This is a genomic window from Mesorhizobium sp. B264B1B (assembly GCF_020165765.1).
In the GTDB taxonomy this organism is placed as follows: domain Bacteria; phylum Pseudomonadota; class Alphaproteobacteria; order Rhizobiales; family Rhizobiaceae; genus Mesorhizobium.
The window spans coordinates 329,257-351,413 of the sequence record NZ_JAIUIS010000002.1; the positions used below are offsets into that span (position 1 = coordinate 329,257).

Sequence of the window (22,157 nt, forward strand, 5' to 3'; positions counted from 1 at the left end):
TCCGTTCTACGAACTCGCTCGTGGACGAATCCCCGCTCGACACTATATCGGTGTGGCTTCGCGCGTAACCTCAAACAAGGGCATGGATATGGCTGACCTCAATGTGGGCGATCCCGCGCCGCAATTCGAGTTGCCGCGGGACGGCGGTGGTTCGCTCAGCCTGGCCGGCTTTGCCGGCAGACCTGTCGTCCTCTACTTCTACCCACAGGACGACACCAGCGGCTGCACCGCCGAAGCGATCAGCTTTACGCAGCTGAAGCCGGAGTTCGAGAAGGCCGGCGCCGTCGTGATCGGCCTGTCGCCCGACAGCGCCAGGAAGCACGACAAGTTCAAGTCGAAATACGATCTTACCATCGACCTTGCCTCCGACGAGGAGCGCAAGGTGATCGAGGCCTACCACCTTTGGGTCGAAAAATCGATGTATGGCCGCAAATACATGGGTGTCGAGCGCGCGACGTTCCTGATCGGCCGCGACGGGCGCATCGCCAGGATCTGGCGCAAGGTCCGCGTCAAGGGCCATGCCGAGGAGGTGCTGGAAGCTGTGCGGGCGATTTAAGGGGGCGCCTCCGCGCCCTTGTTTTCAGAAAGCGACGCGAAGCAACCCCATGCTCGCTTTGCGGGCAATTCTTGCCGGCGTCTTGCTTCGGCAAAGCTTTGTTAACCTTAATAATGTGTAGTCGGGCTGTCGTGGTGTCGTAAACGAAAGCTTGGTCCCGTGAACGCAACCGGTCAGTCCGCGATCTTTGGCAGGCGCAAGGAACCGCATACAGTCATCATCGCCCGCGGCAGCGAGATCAGGCACTTCACGATCCGGCCCTGGCTGGTTGTATTTCTCGGTTCGGCGCTGGCGGCGATCGCCATCGGTTACCTGCTGGCCACCTCCTATCTCGTGCTGCGCGACGACCTGATCGGCGCCACCACCGCGCGCCAGGCCCGCATGCAGCAGGCTTACGAAGACCGCATCTCGGCGCTTCGCGCCCAGGTCGACCGCATCACCAGCCGGCAGTTGCTTGACCAGCAATTGATGGAAACCAAGGTGAGCGAGCTTTTGGAGCGCCAGACGCAGCTCAGTCAGCGCCACGGCCGCCTCGGCCCGCTGCTCGACCGCGCCGAAAATGAAGTCGGCGCAGCGACGGCCGAAGATCCGGCAGCGCCGGCAAAGCCTGACAAACACGCCGAAGTGACCGGCAGCATCGCCCAGCCTGCTCAAAGCTACGCGCTGGCCAGCCTCGGCGCCGCCACTGGCACCGCCGACACCAGGCCGTTCTCCCTGTGGGCGACCCGCTCCGATCCGCTGCCGAACGATTCGGCCGCCGATCGTGCCGACAAACTGTTCATTTCGATCAACAAGTCGTTGAAATCCATCGAGAACGACCAGCTCACGCGCATCAGCATACTTGCTGATAACGCCTACAAGAATGCCGACGCCATAACCCAGGCGCTCGAGGCGGCCGGGCTGCCGGTCGACAGTGATTTCGGCAAGAACGAAAGCGATGTCGGCGGACCGCTGATCCCGCTCGACAGCTCGATGTTTTTCGACAGCAAGGTCAAGGAACTGGACGAGGCGCTGGACACGCTCGATCAACTCAAGAAGGAAGCACGCCGGCTGCCGCTCGCCAATCCCGCACCCGGTCATTCCGTCACCAGCCCGTTCGGCGTGCGCACCGACCCGATCCTCGGCACGGCCGCCCTGCATTCGGGAATGGACTTCAGGGCGCCGATCGGCATGGCGGCCAAGGTCACCGCGCCAGGCGTGGTCACCAAGGCCGGCTGGAATGGCGGCTATGGCCGCATGGTCGAAGTCGATCACGGCAACGGGTTTGCCACGCGCTATGGACATCTCAGCGAAATCGACGTGACCGTGGGCGAAAAAGTGGATGCCGGCGCTGTCATCGGCAAGACCGGCAGCAGCGGTCGCTCGACCGGCCCGCATCTGCATTACGAAGTCCGCCACAATGGCGAAGCGATCGATCCTTTGCGTTTCCTCACGGTCGGCAAGAAGGTCGCGCAGTATCTCTAACGCACGGGCCCAGGCCGCCGCCATCCCGCGCCGTCCTCATTGCTTTTTCGCATCCTTGTCGCCGTTCAGGGCTTTTCCCTTTCGGGGCGACCGCAAATTGTCGAAGCCCATATAGTGGTCGGTATCAGATGTGTTCCATCTGCCGCCCAGGCAGATGATGGCAATGGCCGCGGCAAAGATCAGCAAGACATAAATCTTATCCATGTCCCGCTATCTAGGGCGCGGTGATCAGCCGGACACCGGCCGGCTTTTCCGCCGTAGCGGACGCGTCCCTCAAATGCGGTGCATTTTTGAATTCCATTTGACTGAATAAATATTTGGTGCCAACCTTGCCTCAACCGGGGACGCAAGGCATGGCATTGCGAGGGACCAATCAGGAGTTCGGGCGGCCGTACAACCGACGCATCGTGCTCGAATCGATCCGCCGGTACGGCCCCATCGCCAGGGGCGATATCGCCAGGCATGTCGGCCTCACCGTTCAAACCGTATCGACCATCGTTCGCGAACTGGAGGAGCAGGGTTACGTCCTGTCCGTACGCGAGGAGCCGAAGGGCCGTGGCCTGCCACCGGCGACGCTGCGCATCAATCCCGAGGGCGGCTATGCCGTCGGCATCCACCTGACGCCGCTGGGGATCGACGCGGCGCTGATCAATCTCAGCGGTGACGTGATCGACAGCTTGCACCGCGAGGCCCCCAACGCGACGCCCGATCATGCGTTCGACCAGGTCCGCGCCATGGTCCGCGACCTGACCGGAACGCGCGCCGAGGGCCGTGTCATCGGCATCGGCATGGCGCTTCCCGGCCCGTTCGGCGTGGACACTATGAGCTTCATCGGGCCGACCACAATGGCCGGCTGGAAGGACGTGGCACTGCGCGAGCGGCTAACGGCGGCGACGGGATTGCCGGCCTTTTTCGACGGCGACATGGCAGCGGCCGCGATGGGCGAGCGCCTCTACGGCATCGGCGCCCAGCATTCCGAATATTACTATCTCTATTTCGGCGTCGGCCTTGGCAGCGCCATGATGCATGACGGCAGCGTGCTGCGCGGCGCCTGGGGCAATGCCGGCGAGATCGGCCATATTCCCGTCGTTCCCAATGGCGAGCTTTGCCCGTGCGGCAATCGCGGTTGCCTCGAACGTTATGTCTCGCTCGAAGCGCGAGGGCGCTGGAAGGGCAGCGATGCCGATTGGGTCGCCGAGGTCGGCCCGATCTTCCGCAACGCCATAGCCATCATCGAGAACCTTTTCGATCCCGAGACGGTCGTGCTCGGGGGGCTGGCGGCGCCGGACCTGCTCGAACGCCTGGCGAGATCGGCTGCGCCTCTGCACAATTCGGTTTCGGCCCGCAAGGACCGCAAGACGCCGCGCATCGTCGTCGCCGGCGGCGGCCAGCATGCCGTGCTGCGCGGCGCGGCCGCATTGGCCGTCTCTGGCGTGTTGTCGCCACGCTTCGGCCAGATGTTCACCGCCGGGCGCGAACGCGGCCGCGACATCCTGACGGCCAAGGAGGTTGCCTGATGAGCGAACCCCTGCTGGTGCTCGACAACGTCACCAAGAACTATGGCGCGATCCAGGCGCTGAAGGGTATCAGCTTCTCGATCGGCAAGGGCGAGGTGGTTGCGTTGCTGGGCGATAACGGCGCCGGGAAGTCGACGCTGGTCAAGATCATCGCCGGCGGGCTGGAGCCCACCTCCGGCCGCATGCTGTTCGAAGGCAAGGAGTTCCTTGCCAAATCCCCCGCCGAGGCCAAGGCGGCGGGCATCGAGACCGTCTATCAGGACCTGTCGCTGTGCACGAATGTCGACGTGGTGGCCAATTTCTTCATGGGCCGTGAGATCACGCGCAAGGTGCTCGGCATTCCAGTGCTCGACGAGCGGGCGATGGAGGCCGTGGTCGGCAAGGCGCTTGCCAGCGCCGGCACCCGTATTCCGTCATTGCGCACCAATGTCGAGCATCTTTCGGGCGGCCAGCGGCAAGCCATCGAGCTCAACCGCTTCGTGCACTGGGGCGGCAAGCTGGTGCTGCTCGACGAGCCGTTCGCAGCGCTTGGCGTCGAACAGACGCGGCGCGGCCTCGACATGATCCGCCAGGTGGCGAACCAGGGCATCGGCGTCGTCATCATCACCCACATCATGCAGCAGGCCTTCCAGGTCGCAGACCGGATCGTGGTGATCCGGCAAGGCGTCGTGGCCGGCGATGTCGCACGCAACAAAACAAGTCCCGATGCGGTGATCAACATGATCACCGGGGAGACGCTTGCCGGTGCCGGACCGGCGGGCTGAGGGACAAAAGAGGGGTCCGGCACTAGAGGAGCCAACGACATGAAACGAATACTTCTTTCTGTCCTCGGTATCCTGGCACTGGCAGTTGCCACGCTCACGCCGGCATTCGCCCAGTCCAAGGGTACCGTCTACTACATGGTGCCGACCTTGCTCGACGAGTTCCAGACCGGCTCGGTGAGCGCGCTGGAATTGTTCCTGAAACAGGTCGGCTACGAGATGAAGACGCTGAACGCCGACAACAAGACCGACGCACAGCAATCGCAGATGAACGACGTCATCGCGCTGAAACCGAAGGCGATCATCCTGGCCGCCGTCGACTTCAACGCGCTGAAGCCGTCGATCGAGGCCGCGCGCGCGGCCGGCATACCTGTCGTGGAATTCGATCGCCAGATCACCTCCACTCCGTCCGACTTCACCTCGGTAGCCGGCACTGTCGAGATCGGCCACGTCGCCGCCGAACAGGCCGAAGCGCTGCTGAAGGCCAAGAACGGCGCTGTGAAGGGCAAGATCCTGCAGGTGCTCGGCGACCCCGGCGATCCCTACACGCTCGACATCCAAAAGGGCTTTGAAGAGAAGATGAAGGCGTTCCCGGACGTCAAGATCATCTCGCTGCCGGCCATGCAATGGGAGGCCAGCAACGCCGGCACCATCGTCGCCGACCAGATGCTTGCCAACCCCGACATCGACCTGATCTTCAGCCACGCCGCGCATCTTTCGGTCGCCGCCGTCGCCTCGCTCGAGGCCGCCGGCAAGAAGCCGGGCGACGTCATGCTGATGAGTTCGAACGGCGCGCCGGTCGGCCTCGACCTGATCCGCAAGGGCTGGCTCAACGTCGAAGTCGAACAGCCGCTCTACGCGCAGGCCGCGGCCGTCGCCATGTTCATGGACAAGGTCGTCAACAAGCAGGAAATCAAGCCCGGCGACTATGACGTGCTTGGGCTGAAATCAGTGGTGACCAAGGAGGCCTGGGGCCCGAACATCAAGATCCCGGGTGCCGCGATCACCAAGGAGAACGTTGACAATCCAGCCTTCTGGGGCAACCAGAAGCCGCCGACGGACACCGTTAAGCCCGTCGAATAAACCTTCCCCAGAACGGCTCCGGGCCACCCGCCCGGAGCCGCCCTGCCCGGCAGAATTGCCCGGCATAGAGCCGCCGCGGCATTCGAACCCAAACCGGATCAGCCCATGAGCCCCCGCACCCGTCAAATCCTCGAGTTCGTCCTCGATAATCTCGTCTGGTTCATGCTGGTCTTCGTGCTGGTGGTGTTCTCCCTTTTCATTCCCAACTATTTCCAGCTCGGTATTTTCGCCAACATCATCGAAGCCTCCAGCGTGCTAGGCGTGATGTCGATCGGCCTGGCGTTGGTCATCATCGCCGGGCACATGGACCTGTCGGTCGAATCGGTGGCCGCGCTCAGCGCCATGGTGGTCGGCATCCTGTTCTGCTCTTCGGGCATCGGCTTCGGCGTACAGTTGCATCCGGACTGGCTGATGGTGCCGGTCTCGCTGCTGCTGGCGCTTGCCGTCGGCGGCGTCATCGGCGCTTTCAACGGATTCCTGGTCGTCAAGGTCAAGATGAGCGCCTTCATCATCACGCTGGCCTCCTACATCTGGGTGCGCGGCCTGGTGCTGGTCATTTCGGGCGGCCGCTCGGCGCAGGATCTGGCGCCTGCCATCCGCTGGTTCGGCATCCAGCGGCTGATCGGTCTGCCGCTCACCGCCTGGATCGCGATCGCCTGCTTCGTCGTCTTCTCGCTGATTATGGCCAAGACGCCTTTCGGCAGGCATCTGGTGATGATCGGCGGCAACGAGACGGCGACCTTCCGCGCCGGCATCCGCGTCAACCGCAACCTGATCATCGCGTTCGTACTTGCCGGCGCCATAGCCGGCCTTGCCGGCTGGCTGCTCGCCATCCGCACATCGGGCGCCACCGCCAATCTCGGCGTCGGCCTGCTGTTCAACGCCTTTGCCGCCGTCGTCATCGGCGGCGTCAGCCTGAAAGGCGGCGTCGGCACCTTACCCGGCGTCTATGCCGGCGTGCTGCTTTTGTCGGCCATCAACACGGCGATCAATCTGATGGGCCTGCCCGCCAACTTCACCCAGGTCATTCACGGCTTGCTGGTGCTGGCGGCGGTCCTGCTCGACGCCTTCAAGCAAACCATTCGCCAGAGGCTCGCATGACCGTAGGGCCAGAGACCGGAAGACTGTCGGGCAAGGTGGCGCTGATCGTCGGCGCCGCGCGCGGCATCGGCAAGGGCATCGCCCAACGTTTCGCCGAAGAAGGCGCCAGGCTTGTACTTGCCGACACCGAGATCGAGGTGGGGCGAGCGACCGCCAGTGAACTTGACGCCGCCTTCATCGGCACGGACATCTCGCTTTTGGCCGATGTCGAGGCCGCCGTCGCGCTGGCGCTCGCGCGCCATGGCCGCCTCGACATCATCGTCCAGAACGCCGGCATTTATCCCTGGCAATTGCTGGAGAACACCAGCCCGGACGACTGGGATCGCGTCATGGCGGTCAATCTGCGCGGCAGTTTCAATGCCGCTCGCGCCGCACTGGTGCCGATGAAGGCGCAGCGCCGCGGGCGCATGCTGTTCACCTCCTCGATCACCGGACCGCACGTCACCAGTCCCGGCCACGGCCACTATTCCGCGACCAAGGCAGGCATAAACGGGCTGATCCGTTCGGCGGCGCTCGAATTCGCCGGCTACGGCATAACCGTCAACGGCGTCGAACCCGGCAACATTCTCACCGAGGGAATGGAGCTTCACCGGGGTGCTGCCTTCATCAAGAACATGGAAGACGCCATTCCGCTCGGCCGGCTGGGCAGCCCGCGCGACGTCGCCAATGCCTTCCTGTTCCTGGCCTCCGACGATGCCAGCTACATCACCGGCACCACGATTGTCGTCGATGGCGGGCAATTGCTGCCGGAGGGGAGCGACTTCAGGCTGGCGCCGTCGTGAACAACGCGTGAGGGAAACAAGAAGCCGGCGCACATCATCACTGATGCCAAGCGCAGCCGCAGCGTTCCCGCTGGCGGTGACCGGCGGGGATTTGGCCCACCGGAACCTCATGGCGATACACCCGTTCTTCCATGTGTGATTCAGGAGATAGCCACAATGGATTGGAACCGCGTCGAAGGAAACTGGAAGCAGGTCAAGGGTAAAGTCAAGGAGCAGTGGGGCAAGCTCACTGATGATGATCTCGACCGCATCGCTGGCAAACGCGATCAGCTTGAGGGCCTTATCCAGGAACGCTACGGCATCGAGAAGGATCGCGTACGCCGAGACGTCGACGACTGGTATAGTCGGCAGGGCTGGTAGATAGCAGAGCTGCCAGGGGAGGCGTCTTCCCGAGAGCCGTTATGCCTACGGTCGACGGGCTCCCCGCCTCTCCCGGCCGTCCGCATGATGGCGCGCGGCGCACAAGAAGCACAACGTCTACACCTTCAAGATCTGCGGCCAGAAAGCCGATATGCGCTATCTACGCTAGGGATGAACAGCCGAACCACAAGCCCCTTGAGATCGGCTGGAACTCGCGCATGTCGCGCAGATGTTCCGTTATCGCGGAATATCGAACCAGAAGGTTTTCTGGCATTATACTTCTTGGCGGACCCCAACCCGCCTGGCCGGCGTCCTGCAAGTCGGGTTTACCCCACCCGCCCCCAAAAAAGGGCGCCGGCCACCTTGGCTCGGCACGGCGCCAAGTACATCGTTATTCAAGCAGCCCCACGCCATGATGTTGCAGGTCAAGGAGCGACGCAATCGACGCCAAGCGGCAACAACCGAGAAGCCGACCTCCCACTGATGCCAAACGTAATCGTGTTAACCCCCGGCGCCATCACTCATCGAACGGGCACGTGCCGTCGATATGGTAGAGCGGCAAATATGAGGACTATCGCCTTCACTTCGCCGACCCGCCGCGACGAAGGCGTTCGTTGACCATTTTGGCGGAGACATGTTCGATCGCAAAAATCCGAAATGTTTGGCGCCGTACAGCGACAGAGTGGCTCACTAGCGACACGCTGTCGCGGCCATTTCCGTCACCACAAGTTTCTCGAAGTGTGAAAGATTTGCGACAAATGTCTGGTCAAACGCGTTGGATCGCATTAAAGGCGCATTAAACAGCAACCGCGCGCAGAGCCGATGGGGAGTATGGGCCTTTGTACAAGATGAGACTGACAGCTTCACTTGGGATGCTATATTTATTGAGTCTGACGGTGTCGGCTCACGCATATCTCGACCCGGGCACCGGGAGCATGCTGCTGCAGGGCTTGATTGCAGGTGTCGCGGCGGGCACCACCGTGTTAACCATCTATTACAATCGCCTCAAACTGCTGTTGGCGCGCATTTTCGGTAAGAATCGTACAGACCGGAAATGAAAGGTTCAGGACTAGTTTTTGAGGACGGATCGTTCCGAGATCCTTCCGGGTCGGTCTTTGTTTCCGATGGCCGGGTTTTCCGCACAGTGACCGACCAGGGCAAAGCGAGCTATGAGGCCGCCCGGGATGCGGGCATCCTGCTACGTTACGCCGAGCTGGATAAAATAGTCCGAACCAGTGAGGTTGCCCCCGCAGATTGGCCCGAGGTCGTAGGAAAACCAGCTTACGTGTTGGAACACGGAGCGATACCATTCTTGAGCTATCCCTACGAATGGTCTTTCGGTGCGTTGAAGGCAGCAGCACTGCATCATCTTGACCTGCAAATACAACTATTGGCCGAGAATTTTGTCCTTTCTGACGCAAGCGCCTACAATGTGCAGTTCGTTGGCTCCAAGCCCATCTTCATCGATATCCTCTCTGTTAGGCCATATCGGGACGGGGAGTATTGGACGGGTCACAGACAATTCTGCGAGCAGTTTCTTAATCCGCTGCTTCTCCGAGCTGTGAAGGGAATCGCCCACAATTCATGGTTCAGGGGTGCGCTGGAGGGCATTTCCACCCGCGATTTTGCTCGCTTGCTCACATTTTCTGAGCGATTTTCGTGGAACATGCTGACCCACGTCACGCTGCAAAGTCGCCTTGAACAGAGCTCCGTGAATGATCCCAGCAACGCTGTCAAAAGGGTTAGCCGAAGCAGAAAGCTACCGCGGGCGGGGTATCACGGCATTTTATCCCAATTGCGCCGGTGGATCGCACGCCTAGAGCCGGCCGACACCGGCAAGACTGTGTGGGGCGCATACGCGAGTATGAACACCTACTCCAGTCAAGAGGCCTCGACAAAGCGGCAAATGATCCACGATTTCGCGGCATCCGGCCAAGTCGCCACCGCAATCGATCTGGGCTGCAATACTGGCGACTTTTCGGTCGCCGCCTTGGAGGGTGGCGCGAAAGCGGTAGTTGGCTTCGACTTCGATCAGACCGCAGTCGACATCGGATTTTCGCGGGCCGCGTCAGCTAAAATGAACTTTCTTCCGTTGTGGCTGGATGCTGCGAACCCCAGCCCTGATCAAGGATGGGCTCAGAAGGAACGAAAGGGTTTCTCGTCCAGATTCAGAGCTGATGCGGTTCTTGCTCTCGCTTTTGAGCACCATCTTGCCATTGGCAGAAACGTGCCTTTGCACCAGGCCGTCAAATGGATTGTTGACGTTGCTCCCACCGGCATAATCGAGTTCGTCCCTAAGGATGATCCAACAATTCGACACATGCTTGCTCTTCGAGAGGATATCTTCCCCGATTATAACCCTTCTTCGTTCGAATGCGCACTCACGTCCGTTTCCCGCATTGCGAAGAAACAAACAGTGTCAGCCACCGGCCGTACACTTTATCAATTCGATAGGCGATGAATTAAAAAGAGATGGTACTTCATCGGGTATTTTCGAATGGGCATTAATTCCAATCGCATTGTTAGAATTTCGATGGCATTTCTCGCCTTACTGTTTCCAATATTAGTTCTTTTCGTATTTTTTCCATTGGAACTTTATGCGAAAAACGCCAAGGAATTGGGGTATGATATTTGGCTTCCCACTATTTTCATTTATGGTGGCGCATTTATTTTGATATTTGTATCCACGCTAACCTTGTTCGGAATTCGGGATTTCGTAAAAAAGGCGTATTTGCTTCTAGGGGCCTTCGTATTACTCGCCGACGTTTTTGCCCCCGTTCAGCTGAGTCGCTTAGATGGCGCATCATTCGCAAGCCCGGAGCCCATCTCCATCACTGCGGTAGAAGTTGCCATCTTGGTCGCGCTGTTGGCGGTGGGTGCAGTTACGACTCTAGGCACGCTGGTTCGGGTTTTTGCCATCCTATCGATCGCGTTAATTGCCGGATTGGCCACTGTTGCTGCGGGCCTGCCAGTGCCACCGGCTGAAACCGAAAACTCTCCTAAATCCGGCTTGTCTATAAATGGCCGCTCGGACCTTCCAAATATATATCACTTTCATCTCGATGAGATGCAGTCAGATTTTGCACTTGCCGCGATCGAAGAGATGAATGACCGGAGCATTTTTCGCGGGTTTACGTTTATGCGCCGGAATATTTCAAATTATCCGTATACGTTGTCGTCGGTTGCGAGCTATCTGACCGGCACCATATTTCGGAATGGAAGCTTTCCCGCCTGGAGGGCGGCCTTCGATCAAGGATTGCTGAAAGATCTTCGGACGGATGGTTACGCAGTTGATGTTGTGGGGCTTCCGGAGATATTGCAGACAAATGTTGCAAATGTATTCTTCACGCCAGAGCAGATCACCAAGTACCAATACTCGCTCAAACACCCGCAAATTGTCGAATTTTCTGGATTATTGTTTGCAAAATTGTTTCCAAATTTCTTGACAAATGAGGCCTTGGGGTGGGGACACTCGGCCGGCGAGCGGATTAGCGCGGTATTTGAGCGCAAAGCGGAAAGCTACATCCCGAAGACCGTAGAACAAGGCGTCCATCCATTTCAGGCTGTTGTGGGGATGAAATATCTGATCGCGAATGAACAGCGGTTTGCCGCGCGCGGCAGATACACATTGTTCCAAGCGATCCTTCCTCATGGCCCCTACGTGCTCGATGCAAATTGCATGGTCGATCCCGAACGTGCGGCTGTGGGGATCCAGGCTGCCTACAAGTCTCAGGCCACTTGCGCCATGAAGCTTGTTGTGGAGTTCTTGCAAGAGCTCAAGCGACTGGGCCGCTATGACGACGCCATTATCGTCATACAATCCGACCACGGGTCCGGGTGGGCAGGCTTTTTGAATGGACTCGGTGGCTCAGAGATGAGTCCGCCGTATCACTCCGGCATCACCGCATTTGGAGGCACCACCGCAGCATTTGAAAGCAGGTCGATGGCAACCCTCATGATTAAGCCATCTCAATCGGACTCTGATTTTGCGGTATCTGACGGAGAATCGCAGTTGATCGACGTCTATCCCACAATAATGGACGCGATCGGGCACCAGCCTAACAGACCTCACGATGGCCTGAGTTTGTTGCCCTGCCTAACGGGATCCTGTGAAAGCATCCGCGTGCGCCCGCAAAAATTCTTTGTCTATCCGCACGATGGGGGCATTTCTCCGCTGCTAGCCAATACCGTAGTGTTCACGGCCGGACATGCAGTCTTCACACAAACCGAGACTATACCGGTGCCGTAGCGGTTGAACCGCTTGAATATCGCGATGCGTCCCCCCTCGGCCCGCCCGGTTCATGGACGTTGGGCGTTCCGGTGCGGTCGAGGCCAACGCCGCGCCAGCGGCGCTTCGATCGAGGCGATCTCGGCCAAGATGGCCAATTCAATCGACCAGAACAAGGCGCTCCAGAAGATGTACATGCCGGTCAATCTGGTAGCCGTCTGCGCAGCCTGACGTAGGGGCAGGAAACTGCTCGGCCAGGAACGGAATGAATACGAAAAGTTGAAACTCTCCGGAAAATGAGAGTTGAAACTTTTTCAAGGGGCGGTAGCTAACCCCTTGAAACTAATGGCGCGAGTGACGGGGCTCGAACCCGCGACCTCCGGCGTGACAGGCCGGCACTCTAACCAACTGAGCTACACCCGCGCATTGACGAGCACGTGTCAGCCGCGTTCGTCGTTGGGCGCTGGATAAGGGGTTCGCCACCGGGTGTCAAGCGCACGAAACCATCATAACATCAAACTGGAGAAGGTTTTTTGACAGCCGGCGTGTTGTTCGCAAATACGGCCCGCAACGACGGCGTCCCACGCTCATTTGGCCTTGCGAAGCTGGCCCCGACCGCTTAAAGGTCCGGCCCGGAGCGGGCGATTAGCTCAGTTGGTAGAGCGCTTCGTTTACACCGAAGATGTCGGCGGTTCGAGCCCGTCATCGCCCACCATTCAGGCGCCTTTCATTCAAACGCCTCAGCCCCTTGCCAGCAGCGCCTCGACCTCGTGCAAGTCCGGCATGGACGGCGCGGTGCCTGGCTTCGTCACCGAAATGCCCGCAACGGCGCAAGCAAAGCGCACGGCTTGCAGGGGCTCCATCCCACGCGACAGCGCGACGGCCAGGCCGCCATTGAAGGCATCGCCGGCTCCCGTGGTCTCGACCACCGGGCCGGCGCTGACGGCGGCGACATGTTCGGACCGATCCCTCGTGTGCAGCAATGCGCCTTTCTCTCCCAACGTGACGATGACGGCGCCGGCGCCCTTTTCGAGCAGCTTGCCGGCGGCTGCGCGGGCGTCATCGACCGAGGCGACCTTCGTGCCGGTCAACTCCTCCGTCTCGGTCTCGTTGGGCGTGAGGTAGTCGCAGAGCGAATAGATGCGGTCGGGGAGCCTGGCCGCCGGAGCCGGGTTGAGGATGGTCGTCACCCCTGCCCCGCGCGCGATCTCCAACGCCCGCAGCGCCGCCTCGATGGGCTGTTCGAGTTGCGTCACGAAGACGCCGGCACCACGAATCAGGGCGGCATTGGCCTCGATGTCGTCGGGCGAGATCAGCATCGCCGCGCCGGGGCTGACGATGATGGCGTTGTTGCCGGTGCCCTCCTCGACGAAAATATAGGCAGCGCCCGTATAGCTGTCGGGCGTATCGATCACGGCATTCTTCACGCCGGCGTCCTTCCAGGTGCGCTTGGCCATGTCGGCGAAGGCATCGACGCCGAGGCGCGTGAGGAAGGTTGCATCGGCGCCGAGCTTACCGGCCGCAACCGCCTGGTTCGAACCCTTGCCGCCGGGACCGAGGGTGAAGGACGTTCCAAGGATCGTCTCGCCCATGCGCGGCTGCCGCGCGGCGCGATAGGCCGTGTCGGCGACGAAGACTCCGAGGATGACGATCGGCTTGCCGGCCAGCATGCCGCTACTCCGCATCCGGCGGGACCACGCCCTTGCGGAAGGCAAAACAGCCGTAGAACCGGCGCTCGCCGGTCTGGATGACGCAGTAAGCCTGCTTGGCGCGCTCGTAGAAAGCGTAGCGCTCGACCGGCAGCATCGGCCATGGCTTGCCCTCGGCGGCGTCGATCTCCTTTTGCACTTCCTGCTGAACGGGCGGGATCTCGTCCGGCTTGCCGACGATCTCCATGCGCGCGGCTGAATCGTCGACGAACGTATCCAGCGGGTAGAGCGACAGCACCGCCTTCACGACTTGCGCCGCCGGCGCGTCGATGCGCAGCAGCCGCCCGAGCGCCGTCTGGCGCGCCACCGAATCGGAGGGGAAGTTGGTGTCGGCGACAATCAGGTCGTCGCCGTGTCCCATCGCCCGCAATGCCTGGAGCACGTCGGCATTGAGGAGCGGATTGATCCCTTTGAGCATGATATTCCTCGTGAAATGAGTTTGAGATCAGAGACGCTTGCCGGTCTCGGCATCGAACAGATGGATGTGGTCGAGCCGCGGCCTGAGCTTGAGCGTATCGCCGGGCTTGAAGTCGTGGCGTTCGCGGAACAGCGCCACCATCTCGCCGTCCCCGAAACGCAGGAAGACCAGGGTTTCCGAGCCAGTCGGCTCGACCACCGAAATCTTGGCAGGCACGCCATCGGCATGAATCTCGAGATGCTCCGGCCGCACGCCATAGACGACGGCGCGCCCTTCCTCCGCAGCGCTGCCGGGCGCGACCGGGAACAGAGCGCCGGCGATGTCGACACCGCCCTTGCGCGCGACGCCCTTGAGCAGGTTCATCGACGGAGAGCCAATGAAGCCGGCGACAAACAAGTTGGCAGGCCGGTCGAACAGTTCCAGCGGTGCGCCGACCTGTTCAATGCGGCCGTCGCGCATCACCACGATCTTGTCGGCCATGGTCATGGCTTCGATCTGGTCATGCGTGACATAGATGGTGGTGGTCTTCAGCCGCTGGTGCAGTTCCTTGATCTCGGTGCGCATCTGCACACGCAGCTTGGCGTCGAGATTTGAGAGCGGCTCGTCAAACAGGAACACCTGCGGGTTGCGCACGATGGCGCGGCCCATGGCGACGCGCTGGCGCTGGCCGCCGGAAAGCTGCCGGGGATAGCGTTTCAGATAAGGGTTGAGGTCGAGGATGTCGGCGGCGCGCTTGACCCGCTCGGCAACCACGGCCGGATCGGTTTTGCGCAGCTTGAGCGCAAAGGCCATGTTCTGCTCGACTGTCTTGTGCGGATAGAGCGCATAGTTCTGGAACACCATGGCGATGTCGCGCTTGGCCGGCGGCAAGTGGTTGACCACACGGTCGCCGATGGCGATCGTGCCGCCGGAGACGGTCTCCAGCCCCGCCACCATTCTCAGCAGCGTGGACTTGCCGCAACCCGAAGGACCGACCAGCACCACGAATTGGCCGTCAGATATATCGACGCTGACTTCGTGCAGAACCTTGACGGTTCCAAACGCCTTGGCCACTTTGCTGATCGCGACTTGAGCCATATCTCCCCCATCGGCTCCATTGCCGTATGCGCAGAAGCTAACCAACGCGACCTGCCAGGGCAAGCCGGTCTCTTCCCGACAAAAACCCGGTCTCGTTGACACGGCGTTTGGTTGCGAGAATAGTGACGGGCGCTGGTCCGAATACCGGTTGCCCGAACCAAAAAAACGGAACTTCAATCGAGCAGGTGGGGTCCTGCATCGTTCGTTTCCGAACCGGGAGAATCGTTTGGCGCTCCAGCGCCTGAGAAATTTGGCCGCATTCACAACAGATATTCTGGGAGGAACATCGATGAAAACAGGTCTCTACGAAACGCTGGTCCGCGCGGGGGCAACCCGACGCGACATATTGAAGGGCGCGGCCTCGATGGCCGCGATCGCTGCCGCATCCGGCGCCGGGCTCGGCGCCCTCACGCGCCCGGCCTCCGCCGCCAGTGAGCTGCGCTCGAAAATCCTGCAGATCCCCGGCGTGGGCAAGGGTCAGCCGACCGACGCCGACTTCCAGAAGGTCGGCGAGCTCTGTCTCGAGGCGACCAAGGCCAATGTCAAGGAAGGCGAATTCGCCGGCGTCGAGCTTACCTTCATGGGTCTCAACAACCAGAACCTGCACAATGTGCTATTCCGCGGCTTCCTGAAGCCCTGGGAAACCTATACCGGCGCCAAGATCAACTGGATCGATCTGGCGCAGGCCGACTACAATGCCCGCCTGCAGCAGTCGATCGCCACCGGCACGGTCGACTTCGACATCATCGAGATGGGCGCGCCGTTCGAGGGCGACGTCTGCGGCAAGGGCCTCACGTCCGAGATGCCCGACTGGGTCAAGACCCAGATCGATTTCGACGACCTCGTCAATTATCTGAAGCCGCCTGTCGGCACCTGGAACGGCAAGCAGTACCGCGTGACCGTCGACGGCGACGCGCATAATTTCAATTACCGCACCGATGTGTTTTCCGATGCCGACCTCGCCAAGGCCTGGAAGGGCGGCGGCGGCGGCGGTGAATGGGGCGTGCCGAAGACCTGGCAGCAGGTCCAGGCGGTCACCAAGTTCCTCAAGGGCAAGCAGGTCAAGGGTCAGGACGTCTACGGCTATCTCGACGCGCCGAAACCCTGGGGCGGATTCGGCTTCTATTTCCTCGGCAGCCGCGCCACCGCCTACGCCAAGCACCCCGACGACAAGGCCTGGCTGTTCGACGCCGACACGATGAAGCCGCGCATCAACAATCCGGCCTGGGTGCGCGCCATACAGGACGTGATCGACGCGCTGCCTTCGGAGCCTGCCGACCAGATCAACGCCGATCCAAACACCACCGCCTTCCAGCAGTTCCTGGCCGGCACCGGCTCGATGGTCACCTGGTGGGGCGATGTCGGCTCGAACGTCAAGACCAACGACTCCTCCGTCGTGGGCGACGTCACCGGCTTCTCGATCCTGCCCGGCTCCGACGATGTCTACAACTCCAAGACCGGGCAGTGGGACAAACTCGCCAGCGGACCGAACTATGCGCCGAACTGCGCCTATCTCGGCTGGGGCGTATACGTCATGGCCCGCGTCGATAGCGACGAGAAGAAGAAGAAGGCGGCATGGTCCGCCGCCGCCCATCTCGGCGGCAAGGACCTGTCGATCTGGACGGCGATGTACCCGTCCGGCTTCCAGCCCTACCGCAACTCACATTTCGACATTCCGGAGTGGGTGGCGGCGGGCTATGACGAAGCCTTCATCACCTCCTATCTCAAGTCGGAATCGGACAGCTACAACCACCCGAACGCGGCGATCGAGCCACGCATTCCCGGCATCTTCCAATACTATTCAGCCGCCGAGGACATTCTGGCCAACACCTTCGCCGGCAAGATGAAGGCGCAGGAGGGCGCAGACGCCATTGCCGCGGCCTGGGAGAAGCTGACCGACCAGATCGGCCGCGACAACCAGATCAAGCTCTACAAGGCCTCGCTCGGCCTGTAGGCAGGCGTTATGATGGATCACGGCCCGGCGGAACATCGTCGCCGGGCCGTATCTTGGCCGGCTTCGGCCGGTCATTTGCGCAAAAGAGGCAAGAGGCGTGGCTGACCAGACTTCGACCACGAATGCGTGGCCGGCAAATTCCGTACCGACCGATCTGATCCCGCCCGGCCGCAAACGGCTTGGTTGGGCCCTGATGGCCGTCGCGACGCTCGGGCTTCTGGCAACGATCCTGGTGCAAATCCTCTACAAGAGCGAGGTCGACACGATCGGCTTCGAGACATGGCGGCCCGTGGTCTACGCCTATGTGCTGTGGGGCGTGGCGCTCGGCGTCGGCCAGGTGCTGACGCGCGGCGAAGACGGCCAGCGGGCGCTGTTCCTGCTGCCGGCGCTGCTGTTCACCATCGCCATGGTGATCTTCCCGACCCTGTTCGGCTTCTACATCGCGCTGACCGACTGGAACCTGAGTTCATTCTCGGGCCGCAAGTTCAACGGGCTCGACAATTTCTGGCAGATGCTCGGCGATCCCTATTATCGCAACGCGCTGTTCAACATGGTGCTCTATGTGCTGGCGGTGCTGGTCGAATATGTCATCGCCTTCGGCCTGGCGCTGCTGCTCAACGCGCAGATCCGGGCGCGCAAATTCTTCCGCGTCGTCTTCCTGATGCCGCTGATGCTGTCACCGGTCGCGGTCTCGTGGATGATCGGCAAATCGCTGATGGAGTACCGGTTCGGGCCGGCGGCGACACTGGCCCGCCACCTCGGCTGGGACAACCCCGCCTTCTTCTCCAACCCGATCACCGCCCGTATCTCGATCATGATGCTCGACGCCTGGACCTTCATCCCCTTCATGATGATCATGCTGCTTGCCGGCTTGCAGGCGATGTCGCGCGAGGTGCTGGAGGCCGCCCGCGTCGACGGCGCCACGGCCTGGCAAACCTTCTGGCAGGTCACCTTCCCGCTGATGCTGCCGGTGTCGGTGACCGCCGTCGTGTTGCGCATCATCTTCAAGCTGAAACTGGCAGACATCATCATCACGGTCACCTCGGGTGGTCCGGGCGGCGCCACCGATTCCGTGTCGAGCTTTATTTATCGCGAGTACCGGGACCGTTCCAATGTCGGCTACGGCACGATGCTGGCGATGGCCTATCTCGTCATCATCGTGGTGTTCGTGACCTGGCTGCTGAAGGTCGCCAACCGCTTCGTGCGCAATGTGAACTAGTGCGGCAGGGATCATGAGCGTTCAGACCACCGACTATACCGTCTCCGAAATCCGCTCGCCGGCGAGCTTCATCACCAGCCGCGTCTTCATCTATGGCGCGCTTGTGTTCTGGGCCTTCATCTGCCTCTTTCCGATCTACTGGACGATCACGACCTCGTTCAAGTCGGCGGTAGACGTGACCCAGGGGCATCTGATCCCCTTCGTCGACTTCCAGCCGGACTGGAAGGGCTGGCGATCGCTTGGCCTGTCGCCGGATTCGATCTTCCAGACGTCGACCGTCCGCGACGAATTCTTCAAGCGCTTCATGAATTCGGTCATCACTTCGGTCGGCGCGTCGAGCCTCGCCATCGTCATCGGCAGCCTCGCCGCCTACGGCCTCACGCGCTACCGCTATCACTTCGCCTGGTTCAAAAACGAGGACATTTCCTTCTTCTTCCTGTCGCAGCTCATCCTGCCGCCAGTCGTGCTCGCACTGCCGTTCCTGGTGCTTTACCGCGAAGTCGGACTGCTCGACACGCGCATCGGGCTGATCCTGCTCTACACGCTGATGGTGCTGCCGATCGTCATCTGGATCATGCGCGACCAGTTCAATTCCATCCCGGTCGAGCTTGAGGAAGCGGCCCTCGTCGACGGGTTGTCGATCTGGGGCGCGTTCTTTCGCATCGTCATGCCGATCGCCCTGCCCGGCATGGTCGCCGCTTTCATCCTGGCGATGGTGCTGTGCTGGAACGAGTATTTCTTCGCCGCCCTTTTGACCTCGACCGACGCCAAGACAATTCCGGTCATGGTGGCGAGCCAGACCGGTTCGCAAGGCATCAACTGGTGGTCGATGGCAGCGCTTGCCACGGCGGCAATCGCGCCCCTGGCCGTCATCGGCATCGCGCTGGAGCGCTACCTGATCATGGGTATGACCGCGGGAGCGGTGAAATAGGCGGCGCCGTCCTTACCTTCTCCACAAGGGAGAAGGAGAACCGCGCTAGCCCCTCAGGATCGTGCGCAGGTGATCCATGATCATGGCAACGCCCTCTGCTCCGAGCGCAGCCGAGGCATCCGGAGCGCTGGCCGTATACCAGCTCGTATTGTCGGCGAAATGGCCGGCATCGACAGCCTCAGGGCATAGCGCCAGCATCAGCGAGGTCTCGCCGATGCCGGCATGATCGAACGGGTACTTGCCGTTCATCTCGGCCGGCATCAGCGGATGCACCTGCACCCAGTTGAAAAAATTGCTGCCCTCGGCATGCTCGGCATAGTAGGCGGCCATCACCTCGGAGCCCCACCAGCCTTCACCTCGTTCCTTCTCAAGGAAGCGGAAGATCGCCTGACGTCCGGCGGCCTTGAAGGCGAGATCGGTCGGCATGCCGGCGGCGAAATTCTCGGTCTGGTGGTGGATTATGGCGTGGATGTTGCGAAAACCGATGCGGAGCAGGCTGTAGAACAGTTCCTCCGCGAAGGGCGCCAGTTGATTGCCGCCAACCTGCACCGAGCCTGTGCCCTCCGGCGGCGCCACGGCGTAGCTCGCTGCGCCGTAGTAGAAGGGCGGCAGGATGACGATCTCCCGCTCCTTCTCAAACAGCTCCAGCGTCTTGACGACCGCCAGCGTGTCCATGCCCACCGCCATGTGCTCGCCATGGTATTCGAGCACGCCGAGCGGCAGCGCGACCGGCCAGTTCTGGGCGATCGCCTTGCGGATCTGGTGCGGCAGCATCAGCTCATAGCGCATCGCACTACTCCATGTTGGTGTGACGGGCCCGCATCGCTTCCGGCGAGGCCGCGGTCAACCCCCTGAGCTTCATCACCATGACCTCGAACAGCAGGAACAGCGCGCCTTCGAACACCGATCCCATCGGCAGGACCGATGTTTTTTGCGGACCCTGGTCGTCGGCCATGGTCTGCGCCGGCACGAGCAGGGTGAAGTCGGCCAAGCGTGCTGCACTGCCGCCCGGCTGGGCGGTCAGAAGCAGAACCGTCGCGCCGGCCTGGCGCGCCACCTGCATCAGGGTCAGCACGGTCGCGGTTTCTCCAGGCCCGGAAGTGACCAGGAAGACATCGCCCTGCGCCACGGGCGGCGTGGTCATGTCGCCGACCACCGACACCGGCAGGCCCAGATGATGGAGCCGCATGGCGAAGCCCTTGACCTGCAAGGCCTCGCGGCCGCAGCCGTAGACGACGATCTGCCGTGCTCCTGCAAGCATCTCGCAGGCGGCAGCGATCCGGCCGTCGTCGACGCGCGCCAGCACAGTGCCGAGCTCGTCCAGAGCGGTCCTGAACATCTGCGAGCCCCCATCGCTCACGACGGTGCCGTCCAACGATCCGAGGTCGAAGAAGAGTGGAAATTCCCGGTCACGTCTCTCCCCGAACAGCTTGTTTTTATTCATGCTATCACCGCCAAAATCCGTGTCCAACGCCCCTGCGCGCTTTTGCTGTGCCACGAGCGTGATAGTGTCATGTCAGACAAATCAATGAGGCAAACGGCAGGATATGAAGACACGGCATTTCGACCGCATCGGCAATGGCGGCATCAGCTTCACCGAACTCGGCTTCGGCACGGCGCCGCTCGGCAACCTCTACCGCGCCGTCTCCGACGAGGACGCCAATGCGACGCTGGAGGCTGCATGGGCGACCGGCTGCCGCTATTACGACACCGCGCCGCTCTATGGGCTTGGCTTGTCGGAGACGCGGCTCAACCCCTTCCTGCGCGGCAAGAAGCGCGACGACTACGTGCTGTCGAGCAAGGTCGGCCGCATCATGCGCGCCTGTCCGCCGCAAGAGCGCACCGGCATCGGCAAGTTCTTCGACACGCCGTCGCGCAAGGAGGTCTACGACTACAGCTATGACGGCGTGATGCGCTCCTTCGAAGCGTCCCTGGAACGGCTCGGCGTCGACCGCATCGACATTCTGTTCGTGCACGACGTCGACATCTTCACCCATGGCAGCAAGGAAGCGTCCGACCAGCGCATAGAGGAGTTTATGCGCTCCGGCTATTACGGGCTGCTTGCCTTGCGCGACCAGGGCGTCATCAAGGCCTTCGGTGGCGGCATCAACGAATGGCAGGTTGCCCAGACATTGGCCGAGCGCGGTGATTTCGATCTGTTCCTGCTCGCCGGCCGCTATACGCTGCTCGAGCAGGAGGCGCTGACATCCTTCCTGCCGCTCTGCCAGAAGCGCGGCATCGGCATCGTTTTGGGCGGCCCCTACAATTCCGGAATCCTGGCCACGGGGCCGAAGCCGGGTGCCTTCTACAACTACACCGAAGCGCCGCGGGACGTGCTCGACCGGGTGGCGCGCATCGAGGCGGTCTGCCGACGGCATGACGTGCGCTTGATCGAAGCAGCGCTGCAGTTCCCGTTGCTGCATCCGTCCGTCGTGTCGGTGATCCCCGGTGGCCAGCGGCCAAGCGAGGTCGAAAGCAATCGGTCACTGCTCGATGCGAGACTGCCGGCGGCACTCTGGGCCGACCTGAAGAAGGACGGCCTGATGCGGGCGGACGCGCCGACCGGGTAGCTCGCAATCGCGAACCTATCGACCAGTAGGAGCGCAAAAGAAAAGCCGGGGCTTGCCCGGCTTTTCTGATATTTTGAAATTTAAAAAAGGCGCTTAATTGACGGCGTCCTTGAGACCCTTGCCGGCCGAGAACTTCGGCACGGTGCGCGCCGGGATCTTTACTTCGGCGCCGGTCTGAGGGTTGCGGCCGGTCGAGGCTGCGCGCTTTGACACGGTGAAATTGCCAAAGCCGACAAGCCGGACATCGCCGCCCTTCTTCAGTTCGCCGGTGATGACGGAGAATACCGCATCGACAGCCGACTGCGCGTCACCCTTCGAAATGCTCGCGGCGTCGGCAACAGCGGACACCAGTTCGTTCTTGTTCATAAAAATTCCCTTCCATGAGAACACCGGAACTCTCGACTCATCCGGCAGGAAACGGACTTTA

23 protein-coding genes and 2 tRNA genes are annotated in these 22,157 nt (G+C 61.4%); 17 read left to right on the forward strand and 8 right to left on the reverse strand.

Annotated features, from left to right (window positions below; all coding sequences use genetic code 11):
- Positions 1-88: 88 nt before the first annotated feature.
- Both LB547_RS05415 and LB547_RS05420 read left to right on the forward strand, forming a co-directional pair.
- Positions 89-556 carry a peroxiredoxin gene (locus LB547_RS05415; protein ID WP_140631601.1) on the forward strand — a complete coding sequence of 156 codons (468 nt, stop codon included), beginning with the start codon at positions 89-91 and terminating at the stop codon, positions 554-556.
- A gap of 159 nt (positions 557-715) precedes the next feature.
- Positions 716-2,020: a M23 family metallopeptidase gene (locus LB547_RS05420; RefSeq protein WP_140631598.1), complete on the forward strand. Its 1,305-nt coding sequence runs from the start codon at positions 716-718 to the stop codon at positions 2,018-2,020.
- Positions 2,021-2,056: 36 nt separating this feature from the next.
- Here the strand turns inward: LB547_RS05420 and LB547_RS05425 are convergent, their stop codons facing one another.
- The gene (locus LB547_RS05425; RefSeq protein ID WP_181165117.1) at positions 2,057-2,206 is read right to left on the reverse strand and encodes a hypothetical protein; all 150 of its coding nucleotides are present in this window, start codon (positions 2,204-2,206) and stop codon (positions 2,057-2,059) included.
- Positions 2,207-2,373: 167 nt separating this feature from the next.
- Here LB547_RS05425 and LB547_RS05430 point away from each other — a divergent pair, with 167 nt between their 5' ends.
- The 10 genes from LB547_RS05430 (at position 2,374) to LB547_RS05475 (ending at position 12,083) form a co-directional block, all read left to right on the forward strand.
- Positions 2,374-3,537 carry an ROK family transcriptional regulator gene (locus LB547_RS05430; protein WP_140764425.1) on the forward strand — a complete coding sequence of 388 codons (1,164 nt, stop codon included), beginning with the start codon at positions 2,374-2,376 and terminating at the stop codon, positions 3,535-3,537.
- Positions 3,537-4,301, forward strand: coding sequence for an ATP-binding cassette domain-containing protein (locus tag LB547_RS05435; RefSeq protein WP_140493903.1), 765 nt, complete (start codon positions 3,537-3,539; stop codon positions 4,299-4,301). Before LB547_RS05430 ends, LB547_RS05435 begins: the two co-directional genes overlap by 1 nt.
- 39 nt (positions 4,302-4,340) lie before the next feature.
- A complete protein-coding gene (locus tag LB547_RS05440; RefSeq protein ID WP_140515774.1) occupies positions 4,341-5,381 on the forward strand; it encodes a sugar ABC transporter substrate-binding protein in 1,041 nt (346 codons plus the stop codon).
- Between the two features lie 105 nt (positions 5,382-5,486).
- Positions 5,487-6,482 carry an ABC transporter permease gene (locus LB547_RS05445; protein WP_140556947.1) on the forward strand — a complete coding sequence of 332 codons (996 nt, stop codon included), beginning with the start codon at positions 5,487-5,489 and terminating at the stop codon, positions 6,480-6,482.
- A complete protein-coding gene (locus tag LB547_RS05450; protein ID WP_140761511.1) occupies positions 6,479-7,264 on the forward strand; it encodes an SDR family NAD(P)-dependent oxidoreductase in 786 nt (261 codons plus the stop codon). The genes LB547_RS05445 and LB547_RS05450 overlap by 4 nt, the downstream gene beginning before the upstream one ends.
- A 156-nt stretch (positions 7,265-7,420) precedes the next feature.
- Positions 7,421-7,624: a CsbD family protein gene (locus LB547_RS05455; protein WP_140761514.1), complete on the forward strand. Its 204-nt coding sequence runs from the start codon at positions 7,421-7,423 to the stop codon at positions 7,622-7,624.
- A gap of 839 nt (positions 7,625-8,463) precedes the next feature.
- The gene (locus LB547_RS05460; RefSeq protein WP_404927179.1) at positions 8,464-8,682 is read left to right on the forward strand and encodes a hypothetical protein; all 219 of its coding nucleotides are present in this window, start codon (positions 8,464-8,466) and stop codon (positions 8,680-8,682) included.
- Positions 8,679-10,085 carry a 50S ribosomal protein L11 methyltransferase gene (locus LB547_RS05465; protein WP_140631590.1) on the forward strand — a complete coding sequence of 469 codons (1,407 nt, stop codon included), beginning with the start codon at positions 8,679-8,681 and terminating at the stop codon, positions 10,083-10,085. The genes LB547_RS05460 and LB547_RS05465 overlap by 4 nt, the downstream gene beginning before the upstream one ends.
- 72 nt (positions 10,086-10,157) lie before the next feature.
- On the forward strand, positions 10,158-11,873 hold the full coding sequence (locus LB547_RS05470; RefSeq protein ID WP_181177989.1) for a sulfatase-like hydrolase/transferase: 1,716 nt from the start codon (positions 10,158-10,160) through the stop codon (positions 11,871-11,873).
- Between the two features lie 24 nt (positions 11,874-11,897).
- Positions 11,898-12,083, forward strand: coding sequence for a hypothetical protein (locus LB547_RS05475; protein ID WP_140583413.1), 186 nt, complete (start codon positions 11,898-11,900; stop codon positions 12,081-12,083).
- 115 nt (positions 12,084-12,198) lie between these two features.
- Here the strand turns inward: LB547_RS05475 and LB547_RS05480 are convergent.
- Positions 12,199-12,275, reverse strand: a tRNA-Asp gene (locus tag LB547_RS05480).
- A 216-nt stretch (positions 12,276-12,491) separates the two neighbouring features.
- On the opposite strand from LB547_RS05480, the gene LB547_RS05485 reads away from it, so the two are divergent.
- Positions 12,492-12,567 (forward strand) — tRNA-Val (locus LB547_RS05485).
- Between the two features lie 25 nt (positions 12,568-12,592).
- On the opposite strand, the gene rbsK is transcribed toward LB547_RS05485, so the two are convergent.
- The 3 genes from rbsK to LB547_RS05500 are packed head-to-tail and all read right to left on the reverse strand — an operon-like array spanning position 12,593 to position 15,056.
- Entirely contained in the window at positions 12,593-13,522 is a 930-nt protein-coding gene (rbsK, locus tag LB547_RS05490) for a ribokinase (protein ID WP_140761519.1), read from the reverse strand.
- Positions 13,523-13,526: 4 nt separating this feature from the next.
- Positions 13,527-13,979 (reverse strand): RbsD/FucU family protein, encoded by a 453-nt coding sequence (locus tag LB547_RS05495; protein ID WP_140493920.1) that lies wholly within the window; start codon positions 13,977-13,979, stop codon positions 13,527-13,529.
- Positions 13,980-14,006: 27 nt separating this feature from the next.
- Positions 14,007-15,056 carry an ABC transporter ATP-binding protein gene (locus tag LB547_RS05500; RefSeq protein WP_140515762.1) on the reverse strand — a complete coding sequence of 350 codons (1,050 nt, stop codon included), beginning with the start codon at positions 15,054-15,056 and terminating at the stop codon, positions 14,007-14,009.
- A 289-nt stretch (positions 15,057-15,345) separates the two neighbouring features.
- On the opposite strand from LB547_RS05500, the gene LB547_RS05505 reads away from it, so the two are divergent.
- From LB547_RS05505 to LB547_RS05515, 3 genes are all read left to right on the forward strand, one after another.
- Positions 15,346-17,010: an ABC transporter substrate-binding protein gene (locus LB547_RS05505; RefSeq protein WP_140761521.1), complete on the forward strand. Its 1,665-nt coding sequence runs from the start codon at positions 15,346-15,348 to the stop codon at positions 17,008-17,010.
- A gap of 97 nt (positions 17,011-17,107) precedes the next feature.
- On the forward strand, positions 17,108-18,229 hold the full coding sequence (locus LB547_RS05510) for a carbohydrate ABC transporter permease (RefSeq protein ID WP_140521848.1): 1,122 nt from the start codon (positions 17,108-17,110) through the stop codon (positions 18,227-18,229).
- A 13-nt stretch (positions 18,230-18,242) separates the two neighbouring features.
- Complete coding sequence (locus LB547_RS05515) at positions 18,243-19,160, forward strand: carbohydrate ABC transporter permease (RefSeq protein WP_140515758.1); 918 nt, start codon at positions 18,243-18,245, stop codon at positions 19,158-19,160.
- A gap of 45 nt (positions 19,161-19,205) precedes the next feature.
- Here LB547_RS05515 and LB547_RS05520 read toward each other — a convergent pair whose 3' ends face one another.
- Together LB547_RS05520 and LB547_RS05525 are read right to left on the reverse strand one after the other, a co-directional pair.
- Complete coding sequence (locus LB547_RS05520; RefSeq protein ID WP_140761529.1) at positions 19,206-19,949, reverse strand: creatininase family protein; 744 nt, start codon at positions 19,947-19,949, stop codon at positions 19,206-19,208.
- 4 nt (positions 19,950-19,953) lie between these two features.
- A complete protein-coding gene (locus LB547_RS05525; protein ID WP_140761735.1) occupies positions 19,954-20,499 on the reverse strand; it encodes an SIS domain-containing protein in 546 nt (181 codons plus the stop codon).
- 208 nt (positions 20,500-20,707) lie between these two features.
- On the opposite strand from LB547_RS05525, the gene LB547_RS05530 reads away from it, so the two are divergent.
- Complete coding sequence (locus LB547_RS05530) at positions 20,708-21,730, forward strand: aldo/keto reductase (RefSeq protein ID WP_140515754.1); 1,023 nt, start codon at positions 20,708-20,710, stop codon at positions 21,728-21,730.
- A 93-nt stretch (positions 21,731-21,823) separates the two neighbouring features.
- Here LB547_RS05530 and LB547_RS05535 read toward each other — a convergent pair whose 3' ends face one another.
- Positions 21,824-22,096: an HU family DNA-binding protein gene (locus LB547_RS05535; RefSeq protein WP_006201846.1), complete on the reverse strand. Its 273-nt coding sequence runs from the start codon at positions 22,094-22,096 to the stop codon at positions 21,824-21,826.
- Positions 22,097-22,157: the final 61 nt, after the last annotated feature.

What these genes read in the sequence shown, in the direction of transcription:
- LB547_RS05415 (WP_140631601.1), top strand. Translation starts at nt 89, where the DNA reads ATGGCTGACCTCAATGTGGGCGATCCCGCGCCGCAATTCGAGTTGCCG.
- LB547_RS05430 (WP_140764425.1), top strand. Translation starts at nt 2,374, where the DNA reads ATGGCATTGCGAGGGACCAATCAGGAGTTCGGGCGGCCGTACAACCGA.
- LB547_RS05435 (WP_140493903.1), top strand. Translation starts at nt 3,537, where the DNA reads ATGAGCGAACCCCTGCTGGTGCTCGACAACGTCACCAAGAACTATGGC.
- LB547_RS05440 (WP_140515774.1), top strand. Translation starts at nt 4,341, where the DNA reads ATGAAACGAATACTTCTTTCTGTCCTCGGTATCCTGGCACTGGCAGTT.
- LB547_RS05445 (WP_140556947.1), top strand. Translation starts at nt 5,487, where the DNA reads ATGAGCCCCCGCACCCGTCAAATCCTCGAGTTCGTCCTCGATAATCTC.
- LB547_RS05450 (WP_140761511.1), top strand. Translation starts at nt 6,479, where the DNA reads ATGACCGTAGGGCCAGAGACCGGAAGACTGTCGGGCAAGGTGGCGCTG.
- LB547_RS05455 (WP_140761514.1), top strand. Translation starts at nt 7,421, where the DNA reads ATGGATTGGAACCGCGTCGAAGGAAACTGGAAGCAGGTCAAGGGTAAA.
- LB547_RS05465 (WP_140631590.1), top strand. Translation starts at nt 8,679, where the DNA reads ATGAAAGGTTCAGGACTAGTTTTTGAGGACGGATCGTTCCGAGATCCT.
- LB547_RS05470 (WP_181177989.1), top strand. Translation starts at nt 10,158, where the DNA reads ATGGCATTTCTCGCCTTACTGTTTCCAATATTAGTTCTTTTCGTATTT.
- LB547_RS05475 (WP_140583413.1), top strand. Translation starts at nt 11,898, where the DNA reads ATGCGTCCCCCCTCGGCCCGCCCGGTTCATGGACGTTGGGCGTTCCGG.
- rbsK (WP_140761519.1), bottom strand. Translation starts at nt 13,522, where the DNA reads ATGCTGGCCGGCAAGCCGATCGTCATCCTCGGAGTCTTCGTCGCCGAC.
- LB547_RS05495 (WP_140493920.1), bottom strand. Translation starts at nt 13,979, where the DNA reads ATGCTCAAAGGGATCAATCCGCTCCTCAATGCCGACGTGCTCCAGGCA.
- LB547_RS05500 (WP_140515762.1), bottom strand. Translation starts at nt 15,056, where the DNA reads ATGGCTCAAGTCGCGATCAGCAAAGTGGCCAAGGCGTTTGGAACCGTC.
- LB547_RS05505 (WP_140761521.1), top strand. Translation starts at nt 15,346, where the DNA reads ATGAAAACAGGTCTCTACGAAACGCTGGTCCGCGCGGGGGCAACCCGA.
- LB547_RS05515 (WP_140515758.1), top strand. Translation starts at nt 18,243, where the DNA reads ATGAGCGTTCAGACCACCGACTATACCGTCTCCGAAATCCGCTCGCCG.
- LB547_RS05520 (WP_140761529.1), bottom strand. Translation starts at nt 19,949, where the DNA reads ATGCGCTATGAGCTGATGCTGCCGCACCAGATCCGCAAGGCGATCGCC.
- LB547_RS05525 (WP_140761735.1), bottom strand. Translation starts at nt 20,499, where the DNA reads ATGTTCAGGACCGCTCTGGACGAGCTCGGCACTGTGCTGGCGCGCGTC.
- LB547_RS05530 (WP_140515754.1), top strand. Translation starts at nt 20,708, where the DNA reads ATGAAGACACGGCATTTCGACCGCATCGGCAATGGCGGCATCAGCTTC.
- LB547_RS05535 (WP_006201846.1), bottom strand. Translation starts at nt 22,096, where the DNA reads ATGAACAAGAACGAACTGGTGTCCGCTGTTGCCGACGCCGCGAGCATT.